Annotated in this window: 9 protein-coding genes; all 9 read left to right on the forward strand. The window is 67.5% G+C overall.

What is annotated here, in order from left to right; genetic code table 11:
• Positions 1-32: 32 nt before the first annotated feature.
• The 9 genes from LH400_RS21470 (at position 33) to LH400_RS21510 (ending at position 15,631) form a co-directional block, all read left to right on the forward strand.
• The gene (locus LH400_RS21470; RefSeq protein WP_229155481.1) at positions 33-1,130 is read left to right on the forward strand and encodes a DUF4167 domain-containing protein; all 1,098 of its coding nucleotides are present in this window, start codon (positions 33-35) and stop codon (positions 1,128-1,130) included.
• Between the two features lie 289 nt (positions 1,131-1,419).
• A complete protein-coding gene (locus LH400_RS21475; RefSeq protein ID WP_229155439.1) occupies positions 1,420-2,694 on the forward strand; it encodes an alpha-hydroxy-acid oxidizing protein in 1,275 nt (424 codons plus the stop codon).
• A gap of 12 nt (positions 2,695-2,706) precedes the next feature.
• Positions 2,707-3,954, forward strand: coding sequence for a cytochrome P450 (locus LH400_RS21480; protein ID WP_229155440.1), 1,248 nt, complete (start codon positions 2,707-2,709; stop codon positions 3,952-3,954).
• 208 nt (positions 3,955-4,162) lie between these two features.
• Positions 4,163-6,784 carry an ATP-dependent chaperone ClpB gene (gene clpB, locus LH400_RS21485; protein ID WP_229155442.1) on the forward strand — a complete coding sequence of 874 codons (2,622 nt, stop codon included), beginning with the start codon at positions 4,163-4,165 and terminating at the stop codon, positions 6,782-6,784.
• 654 nt (positions 6,785-7,438) lie between these two features.
• Complete coding sequence (glyS, locus tag LH400_RS21490; protein WP_229155444.1) at positions 7,439-10,012, forward strand: glycine--tRNA ligase subunit beta; 2,574 nt, start codon at positions 7,439-7,441, stop codon at positions 10,010-10,012.
• Between the two features lie 650 nt (positions 10,013-10,662).
• Positions 10,663-12,192 (forward strand): glycoside hydrolase family 25 protein, encoded by a 1,530-nt coding sequence (locus LH400_RS21495; protein WP_229155445.1) that lies wholly within the window; start codon positions 10,663-10,665, stop codon positions 12,190-12,192.
• A 214-nt stretch (positions 12,193-12,406) separates the two neighbouring features.
• Complete coding sequence (locus LH400_RS21500) at positions 12,407-13,375, forward strand: L-threonylcarbamoyladenylate synthase (RefSeq protein ID WP_229155447.1); 969 nt, start codon at positions 12,407-12,409, stop codon at positions 13,373-13,375.
• Positions 13,376-13,440: 65 nt separating this feature from the next.
• Entirely contained in the window at positions 13,441-14,880 is a 1,440-nt protein-coding gene (locus LH400_RS21505) for an FAD-binding oxidoreductase (RefSeq protein WP_229155449.1), read from the forward strand.
• Between the two features lie 175 nt (positions 14,881-15,055).
• Positions 15,056-15,631, forward strand: coding sequence for a DUF6101 family protein (locus tag LH400_RS21510; protein ID WP_229155451.1), 576 nt, complete (start codon positions 15,056-15,058; stop codon positions 15,629-15,631).
• The last annotated feature ends 503 nt before the right edge of the window (positions 15,632-16,134 follow it).

Below are 16,134 nucleotides of genomic sequence, written 5' to 3' on the forward strand. Positions count from 1 at the left end.
GCATGAGGCCAGGACAGCAGCAGAAAAACCGTATGCGTGGTCGCGGGCGCAAGGGTCCGAACCCGCTTTCGCGGAATTACGAGTCGAACGGTCCGGATGTGAAAATCCGCGGCTCGGCTCAGCACGTGGCGGAAAAATACGCGCAACTGGCGCGCGACGCCTCCGCCTCCGGTGATCGCGTCATGGCCGAGAACTATCTCCAGCACGCCGAGCACTACAATCGAATCATCGCCGCGGCGCAGGCCCAGTTTCAGCCGCGCGACGACCAGAACACCCGCGACAACGACAGCGATGACGACGACGACGACCAGATGGAGACGTCGAACTATCGCGGCGATTATCAGGATCGCGGACAGGATCGCGGCGATCGTCGCCAGCAGCCGAATTTCCGCGACAACAACAATCGCGAGAACAACAACGGGCGCGAGAACAACAATGGGCGCGACGGCAACGGTCGCGACGGCGGCTATCGCAATGCCGGCAACGCCCAGAGTGCCGGCAACGGACAGCGCGACGGCGGCGGCGGCCGCGATTTCAACGGATCGCGCGACGGCGGCGAGAACCGCGAGCGCAATCGCGATCGCAACCGCGATCGCCGCGACCGGTTCCAGCCGAACGGAACCGGCCCGCAGCCCGTGATCGTCCAGGATCGCGCCTCCGGTAGCGACCAGGGCGGCGCCGAGGACCAGCAGCCGCAAGGGTCGGGCCAGAGCGAGCGGCCGCGTCGTCAGGAGCGGCAGGCCCGCGAGGACCGGCAGGCGGAGAACGCTTCTGTCGAGGCCACGCAGGCGACGGCCGCCGTGGCGGAAAATTCCGAGGAGACGCAGGCTGAACGGCCGAAGCGCCGCGGCCGCCCGCGCCGCGAGCGCAGCGACGAGATGCAGGGCGCGGACGCCGCAGAGGCCGGCGCTGGCGCCGGCAATGCGGACGATGCGGCCGCGGAGAAGCCCGCGGGCCCGCGCAAGCGCAGCTCCAAGGCAAGCGAAGAGCCGGCGGACGATGCCGCGCCGAAGCGCCGGGGGCGGCCGCGCAAGAAGAAGTCCGATGACGATGGCGAGGGCGGAAACGGCAGCGCCAAGGATGGCGAGGGCAACGAACTGCCGGCCTTCCTGATGGCTTCCAACGGCTGACCGTTCCGCTGCTTCGGCCGCGACCATAACCGGATCATGAGATAGGGCGCTGCGTCATCGCGGCGCCCTTTTTCGTTCGGATCATCGGCAGCCGCGCGGCGGCCGCGCCGGGCGGCCCGCCGGTGAGTCCGGCACCTGCCGCGGGCCCTGAAGGAAGCGCCGGCATCCGCCGAAATCTCCGATCTCTCGTTAGGTGCCTTTGCACTCGCCGGACCTTCGAGCGGAACGGCCGGCGTGATTCGATCATAATGGTCTTGAATTGCCCCCCACCGTTTAGAGCCGCATCGAGATGCCGTCCCTCGGCCGCCGCCGCCAAACCGAAATCTATTCCGCTGGCCTCGTCGGACGCACGGCCGCCGTGCCGGTCGGCTCGGCAAGGCTGGAGCAGGCGGCCCGCCGGAAGTTGAGGGCAAAGGCCGGCGCCTATATCCTCGGCGGCGCCGGCGCCGAGCGAACCATGGCCGCAAACCGCGCCGCCTTCGACCGGTATCCGATCGTCCAGCGCATGCTGCGGGACGTCTCCTGCCGCGACCTGTCCGTCCAGCTTCTCGGGCGCTGTCTACCGCTTCCCTTCCTGCTCGGCCCGGTCGGCGTCCTCGAACTGGCGCATCGCGAGGCCGATCTCGCCGCCGCAAGTGCCGCCTCGGCCACCGGCATCCCCTTCGTCACATCCAACCAGGGCTCCTATCCCATGGAGGAGGTGGCAAAGGCCTCGGGCTCCGGCCCGCGCTGGTTTCAGCTCTATTGGTCGTCGCGCGACGAACTGGTGGACAGCTTCATTGCCCGGGCCGAACGCACTGACTACGACGCGATCGTCGTCACGCTCGATACGACCGAACTCGGCTGGCGAAGCCGCGACCTCGATCGTGGCTCCCTGCCGTTCCTGCGCGGGCGCGGGATCGCCAACTATCTTTCCGATCCCGTTTTCGAAACGCTGTCGGTCGCGGAAGAGGAGATCGGCCCGTTGCTGCGGCCGCGGCTCGGTGCGGCGGCGGCACTCGTCGAACTGCTGAGGGTCAGCCGCGGCCGGTCGGGCCGGCCGATCCCGCCGCGCCAGCTCGCCAACGCCATCCGCCGCTTCCTGGCGATCTATGCGCGGACGGATCTGTCCTTCGAGAAGCTCGCGGCCCTGCGCGAAAAGACGCGCCTGCCGCTACTCGTGAAGGGCATCCTGCATCCCGACGACGCCCGACGCGCGCTGGACTGCGGTGTCGATGGTATCGTCGTCTCCAACCATGGCGGCCGCCAGGTCGACGGCGCGACCGCCGCGCTCGACCGGCTGCCGCTCGTCGCCGAGGGGGTCGCGGGCAAGGTTCCGGTCCTTTTCGACAGCGGCATCCGCACCGGCGCGGACATCGTGAAGGCGCTTGCCCTCGGTGCGGCGGCCGTCCTGCTCGGCCGGCGCTATGTCTTCGGCCTCACGCTTGCCGGCGAGGCCGGCGTGCGCGCGGTGATCGACAATCTCGCCGCGGATTTCGACCTGACGCTCGGCCTCTCCGGCCGGCGCGCGGTGCGGGGTCTCGACCGCTCGGTCCTGGCGCCGCATCCCCCAATAGACTTCTGAAGGAGACATCCCATGGCAGACATCCCGCGCGACCCCGCCATCGACAGTTCAATCGCCTTCAAGAGTGAGGGCTATTCCTTCGTCTCGAACCGATGCCGGGAACTCGACACCGATATCTTCGCGACCCGCCTCTTCGGCGAAGAATTCTACTGCCTGCGCGGGGCCGAGGCGGCGAAGATGTTCTATGAACCCGACCGGTTCACCCGCAACGGCGCCCTGCCGGACTTCGTCCTCCACCTCCTCCAGGACGAGGGCAGCGTCGCCACGCTCGACACCGAGGCGCACCGGCACCGCAAGACCATGTTCATGGCGATGATGACGCCGGAGCGCCTCGCCGACATCGCCCGGCTTTCGGCGGAAGAGCTGACGGAACGTCTGAAGACCCTCCGCGGCCAGGGCGCGGTCAGGCTCCACGACGAATTCCGGATCGTCCTCGGCCGTGCCGTCTGCCGCTGGGCCGGCGTCGAGCTAGAGCCGGATGAACTTTCCACCCTCATCGACGAGATGGGGGCCATGATCGCAAATGCCGGCTCGATCGGGCCCTCGAACTGGATCGCCCGTGCCAGGCGCCACCATTCGGAGGCGCTGATGCGCAAGGTCGTGGAGGAGGTGCGGGCCGGCTTCCGCAAGCCGCCGCAGGACAGCGCGACCCATGTCATCGCCTGGCACCGCGACCTCGACGGCGAGCCGCTCGACCTCGACATCTGCGCGGTGGAGATGCTGAACATCCTGCGCCCGACCGTCGCCGTCGCCCGCTTCATGACCTTCACCATGCTGGCCTTGCACGACCATCCGGAGGCGCGCGCGAGGCTCGAAGGCGATGATGCCTTCCTCGAAGCCTTCGTTCAGGAGGTGCGCCGCACCACGCCGTTCTTCCCCGGGGTAGCGGGGATCGCGCGCGAGCCCTTCTCCTGGCGGGGCCACGGGTTCGAGACCGGCGAGCGCTTCATGCTCGACCTCTACGGCACCACGCATGACGAGCGGTCCTTCCCTGGAGCCGAAGCCTTCCGGCCCGAGCGCTTCCTGGACTGGCCGGGCAACGCCTTCACCATGATCCCGCAGGGCGGCGGCGAACACGTCGCCAATCATCGGTGCCCGGGCGAATGGCTGACCATCGCCGTGATGAAGGCGATGCTCGCGGTGATCGTCCACAAGGTCGACTATGACGTGCCGGCGCAGGATCTCGGCGTCGATCTTTCCGAGATGCCGGCGCTGCCGGCAAGCGGCTTCGTGATCGAGATCAAGGCGGTGCGCGACTAGACATGGGATCGGGAGGGTCCGATCGGCTTTTCGACTGGAGCTCCCGTGACCGTAACATTTTTGCAACGATTGCCGCGCGTCCCTCTTTTTCGGCTTCGGTCTTCCTCCCATATTCGGCCTGGACGGCTCGCCGATCATGGGGGCCGAACTCCAGTGACGCGCGCGTCGCGCCGCAATGCGGGCGATGCGACGAAGGAGAGATGACACGATGAATATCGAGAAATACACCGAGCGGGCTCGCGGCTTCGTTCAGGCGGCGCAGACGCTTGCGGCCTCCAGCGACCATCAGCAGTTCGCGCCCGAGCATCTTCTGAAGGTGCTGGTCGACGACGAGGAGGGCCTCGCCGCCGGTCTGATCGAAAAGGCGGGCGGCCGGCCGCAGGAAGTGCGGCTCGCCGTCGAGGCGGCGCTGAAGGCCATGCCCAAGGTCTCCGGCGGCTCCGGGCAGATGTATCTCGCCCAGCCGCTCGCCAAGGTTTTCGCGACCGCCGAGGAAATCGCCAAGAAGGCCGGCGACAGCTATGTCACGGTCGAGCGGCTGCTGCTTGCACTCGCCATCGAGAAAACGGCGAAGACGTCCGACATGCTCAAGCAGGCGGGCGTGACCGCCAACGGGCTCAACGAGGCGATCAACGAGCTGCGCCAGGGCCGCACCGCCGACACCGCCTCGGCCGAGAGCGGCTACGACGCGCTGAAGAAATACGCCCGCGACCTCACCGCCGCGGCGCGCGAGGGCAAGCTCGACCCGGTCATCGGCCGCGACGACGAGATTCGCCGCACGATCCAGGTCCTGTCCCGGCGCACCAAGAACAATCCGGTGCTGATCGGCGAGCCCGGCGTCGGCAAGACCGCGATCGCCGAGGGCCTGGCGCTCAGGATCGTCAATGGCGACGTGCCGGAATCCTTGCGCGACAAGAAGCTGATGGCGCTCGACATGGGCTCGCTGATCGCCGGCGCGAAATATCGCGGCGAATTCGAGGAGCGGCTGAAGTCGGTGCTGTCCGAGGTGACGGCCGCGGCCGGCTCGATCATTCTGTTCATCGACGAGATGCACACCCTTGTCGGGGCCGGGAAGGGTGAGGGCGCGATGGACGCCTCCAACCTCCTGAAGCCGGCTCTGGCGCGTGGCGAACTCCATTGCGTCGGCGCGACGACGCTCGACGAGTACCGCAAGCATGTGGAGAAGGACGCCGCGCTGGCCCGGCGCTTCCAGCCGGTCTTTGTCTCCGAGCCGACGGTCGAGGACACGATCTCGATCCTCAGAGGCCTCAAGGAGAAGTACGAGCAGCACCATCAGGTGCGGATCTCGGACTCCGCCCTCGTCGCGGCGGCGCAGCTGTCGAACCGCTACATCACCGACCGCTTCCTGCCGGACAAGGCCATCGACCTCGTCGACGAGGGCGCTTCGCGCCTGCGGATGCAGGTCGATTCCAAGCCCGAGGCGCTGGACGAGATCGACCGCCGCATCATGCAGCTGAAGATCGAGCGCGAGGCGCTGAAGAAGGAGACGGACGACGCCTCCAAGGATCGGCTGGAGCGGCTGGAGGACGAACTCGTCAATCTGGAGGAGGAGTCCGACCGGATCACCCAGGTCTGGCAGGCCGAGAAGTCGAAGCTCGGCGCGGCGGCGGAGCTGAAGCGCCAGCTCGACGAGGCGCGCAACGAGCTCGCCATCGCCCAGCGAAAGGGCGAGTTCCAGCGGGCGGGCGAGCTCGCCTACGGCATCATTCCCAAGCTCGAGGCCGAGCTGAAGAACGCCGAGGCGAACGACGGCGCCAAGACGGGCCAGATGGTCGAGGAGACCGTCACCGCCGACCACGTCGCGCAGGTCGTCTCGCGCTGGACCGGCATTCCGGTCGACCGCATGCTGGAGGGCGAGCGCGACAAGCTCCTGCGCATGGAAGACGCGATCGGCAAGCGCGTCGTCGGCCAGGGCGAGGCGGTGCAGGCCGTGTCGAAGGCCGTGCGGCGTGCCCGGGCGGGTCTCCAGGACCCGAACCGGCCGATCGGCTCGTTCATCTTCCTCGGCCCCACCGGCGTCGGCAAGACCGAGCTCACCAAGGCGCTCGCCAACTTCCTCTTCGACGACGAGGCGGCGATGGTCCGGCTCGACATGTCCGAATACATGGAGAAGCACTCGGTCGCCCGGCTGATCGGCGCGCCTCCGGGCTATGTCGGCTACGAGGAAGGCGGCGCGCTGACGGAAGCGGTCCGCCGCCGGCCCTATCAGGTGATCCTGTTCGACGAGATCGAGAAGGCTCACCCCGACGTCTTCAACGTCCTCCTGCAGGTGCTTGACGACGGGCGGCTGACGGACGGGCAGGGGCGCACGGTCGACTTCCGCAACACCATGATCATCATGACCTCCAATCTCGGGGCCGAATATCTGGTGGCGCTGCGCGAGGACGAGAATGCCGAGGCGGCGCGCGAACAGGTGATGGAGGTGGTCCGGGCCTCGTTCCGGCCGGAATTCCTCAACCGCGTCGACGAGGTGATCCTGTTCCACCGGCTTCATCGCTCCGAGATGGGCGCGATCGTCGACATCCAGATGGGGCGGCTCGAAAAGCTGCTCGCCGACCGCAAGATCCATCTGGAACTGGACGAGAGCGGCCGCGAATGGCTGGCGCAGAAGGGCTACGATCCCGCCTATGGCGCGCGCCCGCTGAAGCGGGTCATCCAGCGCGAGCTCCAGGACCCGCTCGCCGAGAAGATCCTGATGGGCGAGGTGAAGGACGAGAACAACGTGAAGATCACCGCCGGCTCCGATCGGCTGATCTTCCACGTGGTGGGCTCCAAGGCCAATGCGGCGGGAGACCGCGCCGCGGCCTGATCGCTCTGGCAGAACGGGTAAGAACGAACGGCGCGGGTCCCGAAAGGGCCCGCGCCGTTCTTGTAGGGCGGCCCAGATCGGGATCAGGCGCTCTCGGGCAGCCCCTGTGCCGTCATTCTCCGGCCCCGCCCCGAGAATCCAGGGCCACGGTCGCGGCGCCTGCCACTGCGGCCTTGCGCGATTTCGGCGATAACGCCCGACGATCTCGGAATTCTCGGGACTAAGCCCGAGAATGACGAAGCGTGCATGTTCCGCCACTGCCATGCGACGGGCCTGGAGGGGGACGCTTTAAGGCCCGGTGCGCCGCCTGAGCCGGAGTTCGCCATGGCGGTCTCCAAGCCATCCTTGACACGATCCCTGCCGTGGTCGAAGAGCGGCGGCGAATGCCGAGCGGCCGCTGACACTCCGCCCTGCCTCCCCCTGGCGGGGAGGCTGCCGCGATGCGGCGGGCGAGGGCGGCGGTCCGTCTGCCAAGCCATCCCGGCGCCGACGCGCCGACCTTCCGCGCCGCGGAAGGATGAGGAACCGCCGAGCCATGCCCGACCTGCTTCTCGAACTTCGATCCGAGGAAATCCCCGCCCGCCCGCGCGCCCGCAGCGCCGGCGGCGCGAGGACGCGCAAAGGCCAGGACGGCATGCGAGTGGAGGGGAACTGATGCCCGACCTGCTTCTCGAACTTCGATCCGAGGAAATCCCCGCCCGCATGCAGCGCAAGGCTGCGGGCGAACTGAAGGCGCGGGTCACGGCCGGGCTGGTCGAGGCGGGCCTCACCTATGAGGGCGCGCGCGAATACTGGACGCCGCGGCGCCTCGCGCTCGACATTCGCGGCGTCGATAAGAGCTCGAGGGACGTCGTCGAGGAGCGCAAGGGCCCGCGCACCGACGCGCCGGAAAAGGCGATCCAGGGCTTCTTGCGCGGCGCTGGGCTTTCTTCGATCGAAGAGGCGACGGTCCAGTCCGATCCGAAGAAGGGCGATTTCTACGTCGCGAAGATCCGCAAGCCGGGCCGGCCGGCGGAGGCGATCGTCGCAGACATGATGCCTGGCATCATCCGCGACTTTCCCTGGCCGAAATCGATGCGCTGGGGCCCGGCCTCGGCGGAGCCGGGGTCGCTGCGCTGGGTGCGCCCGCTGCAGTCGATCCTGTGCACCTTCGGCCCGGAGACGGAGGAGCCCGTCGTCGTCGAATTCGAGATCGACGGGCTGAAATCGGGCAATCTCACAGTCGGCCACCGGTTCCATGCGCCGGGCGAGATCAGGGTGCGCCGCTTCGGCGACTATGCCGCGAGCCTCGAACGGGCCTGCGTCGTGCTCGACGCCGAGCGGCGCAAAGACATGATCCGGCACGACGCGGAGAACCTCGCCTTTGCCAGGGGCCTCGAGGTCGTACCGGACGAGGCGCTGCTCGAGGAGGTCTCCGGCCTCGTCGAATGGCCCGTCGCGCTGATGGGTTCCTTCGACGAAGCCTTCCTGCAGATTCCGCCCGAGGTGATCCAGCTCACCATCAAGGCGAATCAGAAATGCTTCGTCACGCGGCCGCAGGGACAAAGCGAGGGGACGCTTTCGAACCAGTTCATCCTCGTCTCCAACATCGCCGCGAAGGACGGCGGCGCCGAGATCGCGCGCGGCAACGGCAAGGTCGTGCGCGCGCGGCTCTCCGACGCCCTCTATTTCTGGCAGACCGATCAGGCGGACCTGCCGGATCTCGGGGCCCTGAAGCCCTCGGCCGAACGGTTCGGCCTCGACCTTTCCAAGCCGCTCGACCAGCGTATGGCCAAGCTCGACGCGCTCGGCGTCACCTTCCACGCCAAGCTCGGCACGCAAGGCGAGCGCGTGCACCGCATCGCGGCGCTGGCGCAGGAGATCGCGGACGCGATCTATCCGGAGGGCGCGACGCTCGGGCAGGCGCATGTCTCGGCGCGCGACCTGAAGGCGCTGGTGAAGCGGGCGGCGGTGCTTGCCAAGGCCGATCTCACCACCGAGGCGGTGGGCGAATTCCCGGAGCTGCAGGGGCTGATGGGCCGCTATTATGCCGGGCTGCAGGGCGAACATCCGTCCGTGCAGGCGGCGATCGAGGAGCACTACAAGCCGCTCGGACCGACCGATTCCGTTCCGAGCGATCCGGTGGCCGTGTGCGTCGCGCTCGCCGACAAGCTCGACATGCTCGTCGGCTTCTGGGCGATCGATGAAAAGCCGACGGGGTCGAAGGACCCCTATGCGCTGCGGCGCGCCGCGCTGGGCTTAATAGGAACCCTTACAACTCACGGTCTGACAATTCAGCTTTGGCCTATAATTCGGCGTTTGACAGAGATCACTATCCAAGCCCTTCTCAGATCTTGGACGCTAAATATTCTGAATACAAAGCTAATGATCCTTAGGCTCTCCGGCGAGGCTGTAGGTATCTCCCTGCCGGACGCATCAAAGGCACGACGACGAGACGATGAGGGTAACGTTATCGTCGATAGAGGAGGTCAAATTGACGATGCGTGGGACAAGGGCCAGTCCGCAGGTCTTCTAACGTATCATGTTATCTCGACCAGCCGAGACCTCCTCGCCTTCTTCCATGACCGGCTGAAGGTGCAGCTGCGCGACGCGGGGGCGCGGCACGATCTGGTCGATGCAGTGCTGTCCAGCGGGCAGGGCGGCGACGCTTCGATCTCCCCCCTTGCGGGGGAGATGCCTGGCAAGGCAGAGGGGGGCGAGACGGGCGCTAGCAGATCAGAAGTTGGTGCCGAGGCGCCCCCCTCTGGGCTGCCGCCCATCTCCCCCGCAAGGGGGGAGATCACCCAAGCTGGACCGACCTCCCGCAACGACGACCTCCTCGACATCACCCGGCGCGTCGAGGCGCTGGGCGCCTTTCTCGACACCGAGGACGGCGCCAATCTCCTTGCCGGCACGCGGCGGGCGGCGAACATCCTGGCCGCCGAGGAGAAGAAGGGCACGCGCGTCGCTGATGGCGTCGATCTCGCTCTCCTGACGGAGCACGAGGAAAAGCTGCTCGCCGGGGCGATCGACCGGGCGGAGGTCGAACTCGAGGACGCGCTGAAGACCGAGGCCTATGGCCACGCCATGGCGGCGCTCGCCGGCCTGCGCGTGCCGGTCGACGCCTTCTTCGACAAGGTGCTGGTCAATGCCGAGGACGAGGCGGTGCGCGCCAACCGGCTGGCGCTCCTCGCCCGCATCCGCGCGGCGACCGTACGGGTGGCGGATTTCTCGAAGATCGCCGGTTAGAGCGGGTCGAGGTCCAGACGGCAGGACGACCCGCATCGATCACTCCCCCTCGTGGTGGGGCCGAAGGACGGGCGGCAGCCCAGAGGGGGCGTGCCGTGCGCTGACCTTCGAGAGGACGGTGCCGAGGCACCCCCCTCTGCCTTGCCAGGCATCTCCCCCACAAGGGGGGAGATCGGCCGGTCGCAGAGGCCGAGCCGGCCGCTGGATCGTCACGACGACGATGACCGAGCCCCACCGCCTCAAGCACCAGCCAAGGCCGAGCCACATCGCCGAGAATGTGGCGATCTGGCGGCGGAAGATTGCACGGATGTTGCGCGGAGCTGAACCGAAGCTGAACCGATGGCCGGCTAGGTGAAAAGCGGCGGGCATCGCGGCGAAAGCCGCAGGGGCCATCCGCAGCCTCCGTTAACCCTCTGACGGGGAAAAGCTGTGCGAATCCACGCAATTTGCCTAAAATACCAACCAGCGGGTTAACACGGCGGCGAGACTGACGGTTCTGTAATATTTCGTGATCGATGCTGCCTGGAACCTGCCCGATTGTGAGGCGACAAGGACACATGAGCCGCTTGGGGCAATGAAGCTTCGGCTTCGGGGACTTGCCCGGCACTTACTGAGACTGACTGCGAGCGACTTCGAGGGGACACCATCGAATGACGAAGCTGAGCGCCGCTACCGCGGCCGCGCTGAACCTCGCCTGCGCCCTGGCCTTCGGCATTGCGCTGGCGCATGCCGGACCCGCCAAGGCCGATTGGGACGAGCCCTGGAAGGGCAGCGACAGGGCCCTCGTGGTCGACGCCTATGAGTTCAATCCGATCGATTGGGCGACGATGACCTCCGACGAGCGCATCGCCGGCTTCATCAACAAGGCCTCGGACGGACTGCCGCCGGAGTGGAAGTGCAGCGGCGATTCCGATAGCGACGACTACAAGCTCTGCAAGAACCGGTGGTGGAAATACACCGTCACCAAGGAACTCTACCTCACCCGCCGGCAGATGGCGAAGATGAAGGGGCTGCTGTGGGGCGCCTATCATCTCGGCCGCCCCGGCAATCCGCGCGAACAGGCCGACCATTTCGTCGATTTTGCCGAGCCGCAGCCGGACGACCTCCTCGCCCTCGACATCGAGGACAACACCGACGAGTGGATGAGCCTTGCGGACGCGGAGATCTTCGCCGACCAGCTGAAGATCCGCACTGGCCGATATCCGGTCCTCTACACCAATGGCTCGACTGCGAAGTTCATCTCCGACCACAAGGGCGACTATCCGCTCCTGTCGCGCCTGCCGATCTGGTATGCCCGCTACCGCGAAGACATCACCGACAAGTTTCCGACCGACACCTGGCCGAAATACGCGCTGTGGCAGTTCTCCTCGATGCATAACTGCAACGCGAAGTCCTGCCCCTACCGGGTGAAGGGCGCCCAATCCAACATCGACGTGAACGTCTCGACCTTCGATGTCGCGGGGCTCAAGAAGGCCTGGCCGTTCGACAAGCTGATCGACCAGCCCGAAGCGGACGATCCGGCGATGCTCGTCGCATCCGTCGACGATGCGACCAAGGCTGAAGTCGCCAGCGCGGCCAACCTCGCTTCGGCCAAGGACCAGCCGAAGACGCCCGCCGAGGCGGCCGGTTCGCCCATGCTCGCGGCCTATGGCCCGGCCGAGCATCATGCGAACATGGACCCGCTGAAGATGCTGTCGGCAGTGGCCAGGGGCGAAAAGCCCGCGGTTCCGGGGTCCCGCACCACAAAGCGCGCCGTGGCTGAAGTGTCCGGCACGGCGGGTGCAGAGGCCGGCGGCAAGACCGCCGATCCGACCAGCCTCTCCGCCAGCGCGGCCCGATCGATCGGAGCCAGCGTCGGCGATCTCGGCGCGGCGGTGGCGGATGCGGCCAGGGAAATCGACCAATTGTTCGTCACTCATGCGGATGCCGCGACCCGGTTGCAGCAGGCCGGCCCAAGGGCGCAGGAGCGCTCGCGGCTCCTCGCGATGATCACCGCCGCCAAGGCGGAGGAAGCCGCCAACGCGCTGACGATGCCGGCACGGGTCCTGTCCCAGCTCGGCACCGACACCTCGGACCGCGGCGACCGCGTGATCGCCTCCACGACGGACGACGGATCGCATCTCGCGTCGCTCGATCTCAGCTCCCGCCGGATCGCCGGAGCCTTTGCGGCCACCCGCTGAGATCTGACGGGGCGACCGCCCAAAGCCTCCGGCAGGCGCCGGAGGTGCGAAAACCGTCCTCCCGGTGCCAAGCACAAGGCCTGCCAGCTGCGCGAGAAACGGCCGCTTCCGTTGAAGCTCTGGCCATTCAGCGCTGAAGCACAGCCGGCCGACGTGGCGGCTGTGGCATGACCGGCTCTTTTCAACCGGGGCCGGTTCTGCGATTTCACATCCCGTGGAAACCGAGATCCTCACCCTTTCCGATCCGGCTGCCGAGGAGCGGGCTCTCGCCCTCCTCGATGCCGGGGACCTGGTCGCGCTGCCGACCGAGACCGTCTACGGCCTTGCCGCCGACGCCACGCAGGGCGTGGCGGTAGCGAAGATCTTCGCCGCCAAGGGGCGGCCGAGCTTCAATCCCCTGATCTGCCATGTCTTCGACCTCGCCCAGGCGCGCGGCTTGGCCGTGGTCGGGCGCGCCGCCGAGGATCTGGCGGCGGCCTTCTGGCCCGGGCCGCTGACGATCGTCCTGCCGCTCGCGCCGGGCTCGCCGGTGCATCCGCTGGCGACGGCTGGCCTTGCGACCGTCGCGCTGCGTGCGCCGCAAGGGGTCGCGGCCCGGCTCGCCCAGGTGCTCGGCCGGCCGCTCGCCGCGCCCAGCGCCAACCCGTCCGGACGGGTCAGCGCCACGAGCGCCGGTCAGGTCCTGAAAGGGCTTGGCGGGAAGATCCCGTTGATCCTCGACGGCGGCGCTTCGAGCGTCGGGGTGGAATCGACCATCGTCATGCCGCAGGCGGATCATCTGGTTCTGCTGCGACCCGGCCTCGTCACCCGCGCCGCGCTCGCCGACGCGAGCGGGCTCAAGGTGCGCGACCGCGCCACGACGGCCGGCGTGACGGCGCCCGGCCAGCTCGCCTCGCACTATGCCCCGGCCGGCCGCGTTCGGCTGGATGCGACCCGGGTCGAGCCGGGGGAATACCTCATCGGCTTCGGCCCTGAGCCGGTCGCGGGGCAGGAGCTTGCGGCGGACGTGATCAATCTTTCGCCGAGCGGCGATCCCGTCGAGGCGGCAGCCCGGCTCTTCGCTGCGCTCGCGGCATTCGATTCGCCGGACATCGCCGCGATCGCCGTCGCGCCGATTCCCGCCGCCGGCCTCGGCGAGGCGATCAACGACCGGCTTCGGCGCGCGGCCGCACCCCGCACCTGACCCAGCGTCATCGTTTTTCACACACGGGCTCGATTCCCGTTGTCTCGGAGCTATAGTCGCTCGCTATGATTGAAACATCCAATACGCCCCAGCTCTCGCCCGAACTGGTAGAGCGCTTTGCGGCGATCGTCGGGCCCCGCAATGCCATCACCGACACCGACCTTCTCGCCCCCTTCATGGAGGAACCGCGCAGTCTTTTTCGCGGGGAGGGCCGCCTCGTGCTGCGCCCGGGCAGTGTCGAGGAAGTGTCGGCGATCCTGCGGCTCGCCAGCGAAACCCGCACGCCGATCGTGCCGCAGGGGGGCAATACCGGCCTTGTCGGCGGCCAGTCGGCGCGCTCGCCGGGCGAGGTGGTGCTGGCCCTGTCCCGGCTCGACAAGGTGCGGGAGGTCGATCCCGTCGGGCGCACCATGACGCTCGAGGCCGGAGTGGTCCTTGAGACCGCGCAGCAAGTCGCGGACGATGCCGGGCTGTTCTTTCCGCTGTCGCTCGGCTCGCAGGGCTCCTGCCAGATCGGCGGCAACCTCGCCTCCAATGCCGGCGGCACCGGGGTCCTCGCCTATGGCAATGCGCGCGAACTCTGTCTCGGCGTCGAGGCCGTGCTTGCCTCCGGCGAGATTTTCCACGGCCTCAGACGGCTGAAGAAGGACAATCGCGGCTACGACCTGCGCAACCTCCTGGTCGGATCTGAAGGAACGCTCGGTGTGATCACCGCAGCCGTCCTGAAACTGTTTCCGAAGCCCGCCGGGCGCGAGGTCGCCTATGTCGGGCTCGGCTCGCCGCGCGACGCGCTCGCTCTCCTGAAAACGGCGGAAGGCCGCGCCGGCGGTGCGCTGACGGCCTTCGAGCTGATGCCGCGGATCGGCATGGAATTCACGCTTCGGCATACGCAGGGGGCTCGCGATCCGCTGGCCAGCGCCTATCCTTGGTACGTCCTGATCGAGATCTCCTCCAACCGATCCGGAGAGGATGCCCGCGAGACGCTGGAGGCGATCCTCGGCGAGGCGTTGGAAGCCGGGACGGTTCAGGATGCCGCCCTGGCGCAGTCGCTCGAGGCGGCCGCGACCTTCTGGAAGATGCGCGAGGAGATGAGCTGGGCGCAGAAGCCCGAAGGCGGCTCGATCAAGCACGACGTCGCCGTTCCCGTCGCAAGGGTTCCGGACTTCCTGGAGGCGGCCGACCGGGCGGTGCTGGCAGCCATTCCGGAGGCGCGCATCGTCGCCTTCGGACATCTCGGCGACGGCAACATTCACTACAACATCTCGCAGCCCGTCGGCGCGGATACGGCCGCCTTCCTCGGCCGCTGGAAGGAGATCAACCGGATCGTCCACGCCATCGTCGCAGACATGGACGGGACGTTCTCGGCCGAACACGGGATCGGCCAGTTGAAGCGCGACGAGTTGGCGGTAACCAAACAGGGGATCGAGATCGAGCTGATGCGGCGATTGAAACGGGCGTTCGATCCTTACGACATCTTAAACCCGGGAAAGCTTGTTCAGGTTTGATTCAAGTTTTCTACTTGATAACCCTCAATCCGGTCAGGATCATTTAACTGCCTTTCTTAGGCCGCTCGCAAGACGACGATCGTAATGTCACCTCATCAAAGGCCGGGACACATCGGCCGACAGGGACACAGGAGACCGGGAAACCGGCTCTCAGGAGAGGCAGAAGGCGTCAGTCATGAGCATTGCTCCGAATACGCAACAGACCATTCGACCGAACTGGGCGAGCGTGCCGGTCCGTCTCGATCCGGCCGATAGCGCCCGGCGCCAGACAGTGGAAATGATCGAGGACGGCGAGGCCGTCACCTACTGGGTCGATCGCCGTGGCGCGGTGATCCGGCGCAGACTTTCCCAATCCGGGCTGCCGATCTCGATCGCGCTGCCCGCCAGGGCCTTCCGCGGCGTCGCCGCGCGGGCAATGGAAGACGGCGCCGGACAGGTGACCGTCACGCTCGAACTCTATCACGAGGATCCGAACTGCACGGTCCCGCTGCTGGTCGCCTGCGACCTCTACGATGTCGCCGCCGATTGGCGCGGCTGGGCCGAGCTCTTCGACCTGCCCATGCTGATGATCGAGGCCGACGGCAGCATCTGCACGCTGGAAGAGAGCTTCGGCAGCGTCAAGGCGGCCGCGCCCGCCCCGCGTCGCCGCTCGGCGAACCGCCAGCGCCGCCCGCGCTTCCTCGCCCGCCGCAAGCCCGGCCTCGGCATCCGCATGATCGTCAGCGGCGAGGAGATCATCGCCCGCCACTGAGGCGTCTGTTCGGCGGACGGCGTCGCCGTCGCCGCCGGGAGATTCTGACCGGTTCTGAAGCCGTTCACCGCCCGCATCCGGCAGCATAAGTTGCCGCTCGGCTGCACGGCTCGATCCCGAACGAACGCCCGCGCGCCGATTGTGCCGCGGGCGTTCTGCATTTGGCGGCCGCAGGCGGGCGGGCTTGATGGCGACCGTGCCGCGCACTTCGCTCATGCGATCGCGCCGGCACCGATCCGCGCGCACCGAGAGCATCGGGCGACAAATGGGCATCGCTCGATGCTCTCGATCTCCCTGGTGACGCGCCAAGTGGCCGAATAACCGGATTCCACTTTTTCGCCCGGCGCTCGAGTCCAGGAATGTTCATGAACGGATTCGCCGCTGCCGGACAGGCGGATGAAGCAGGCGCTCGTTTGCCAGGAATGTGGTCGGGCAGGTGACCGGGCCATAGCCCGTGAGCGGGGCCCGGCTTTCGTCGTCGCCCTTCAATTCCCGGCAGAAGC

It is taken from the genome of Jiella soli, from assembly GCF_020615385.1.
Classification (GTDB): Bacteria; Pseudomonadota; Alphaproteobacteria; order Rhizobiales; family Rhizobiaceae; genus VKMB-3413.

Excerpts from the sequence above, each read along its gene's own strand:
- LH400_RS21470 (WP_229155481.1), top strand. The coding sequence starts at position 33 with ATGCGTGGTCGCGGGCGCAAGGGTCCGAACCCGCTTTCGCGGAATTAC.
- LH400_RS21475 (WP_229155439.1), top strand. The coding sequence starts at position 1,420 with ATGCCGTCCCTCGGCCGCCGCCGCCAAACCGAAATCTATTCCGCTGGC.
- LH400_RS21480 (WP_229155440.1), top strand. The coding sequence starts at position 2,707 with ATGGCAGACATCCCGCGCGACCCCGCCATCGACAGTTCAATCGCCTTC.
- clpB (WP_229155442.1), top strand. The coding sequence starts at position 4,163 with ATGAATATCGAGAAATACACCGAGCGGGCTCGCGGCTTCGTTCAGGCG.
- glyS (WP_229155444.1), top strand. The coding sequence starts at position 7,439 with ATGCCCGACCTGCTTCTCGAACTTCGATCCGAGGAAATCCCCGCCCGC.
- LH400_RS21495 (WP_229155445.1), top strand. The coding sequence starts at position 10,663 with ATGACGAAGCTGAGCGCCGCTACCGCGGCCGCGCTGAACCTCGCCTGC.
- LH400_RS21505 (WP_229155449.1), top strand. The coding sequence starts at position 13,441 with ATGATTGAAACATCCAATACGCCCCAGCTCTCGCCCGAACTGGTAGAG.
- LH400_RS21510 (WP_229155451.1), top strand. The coding sequence starts at position 15,056 with ATGAGCATTGCTCCGAATACGCAACAGACCATTCGACCGAACTGGGCG.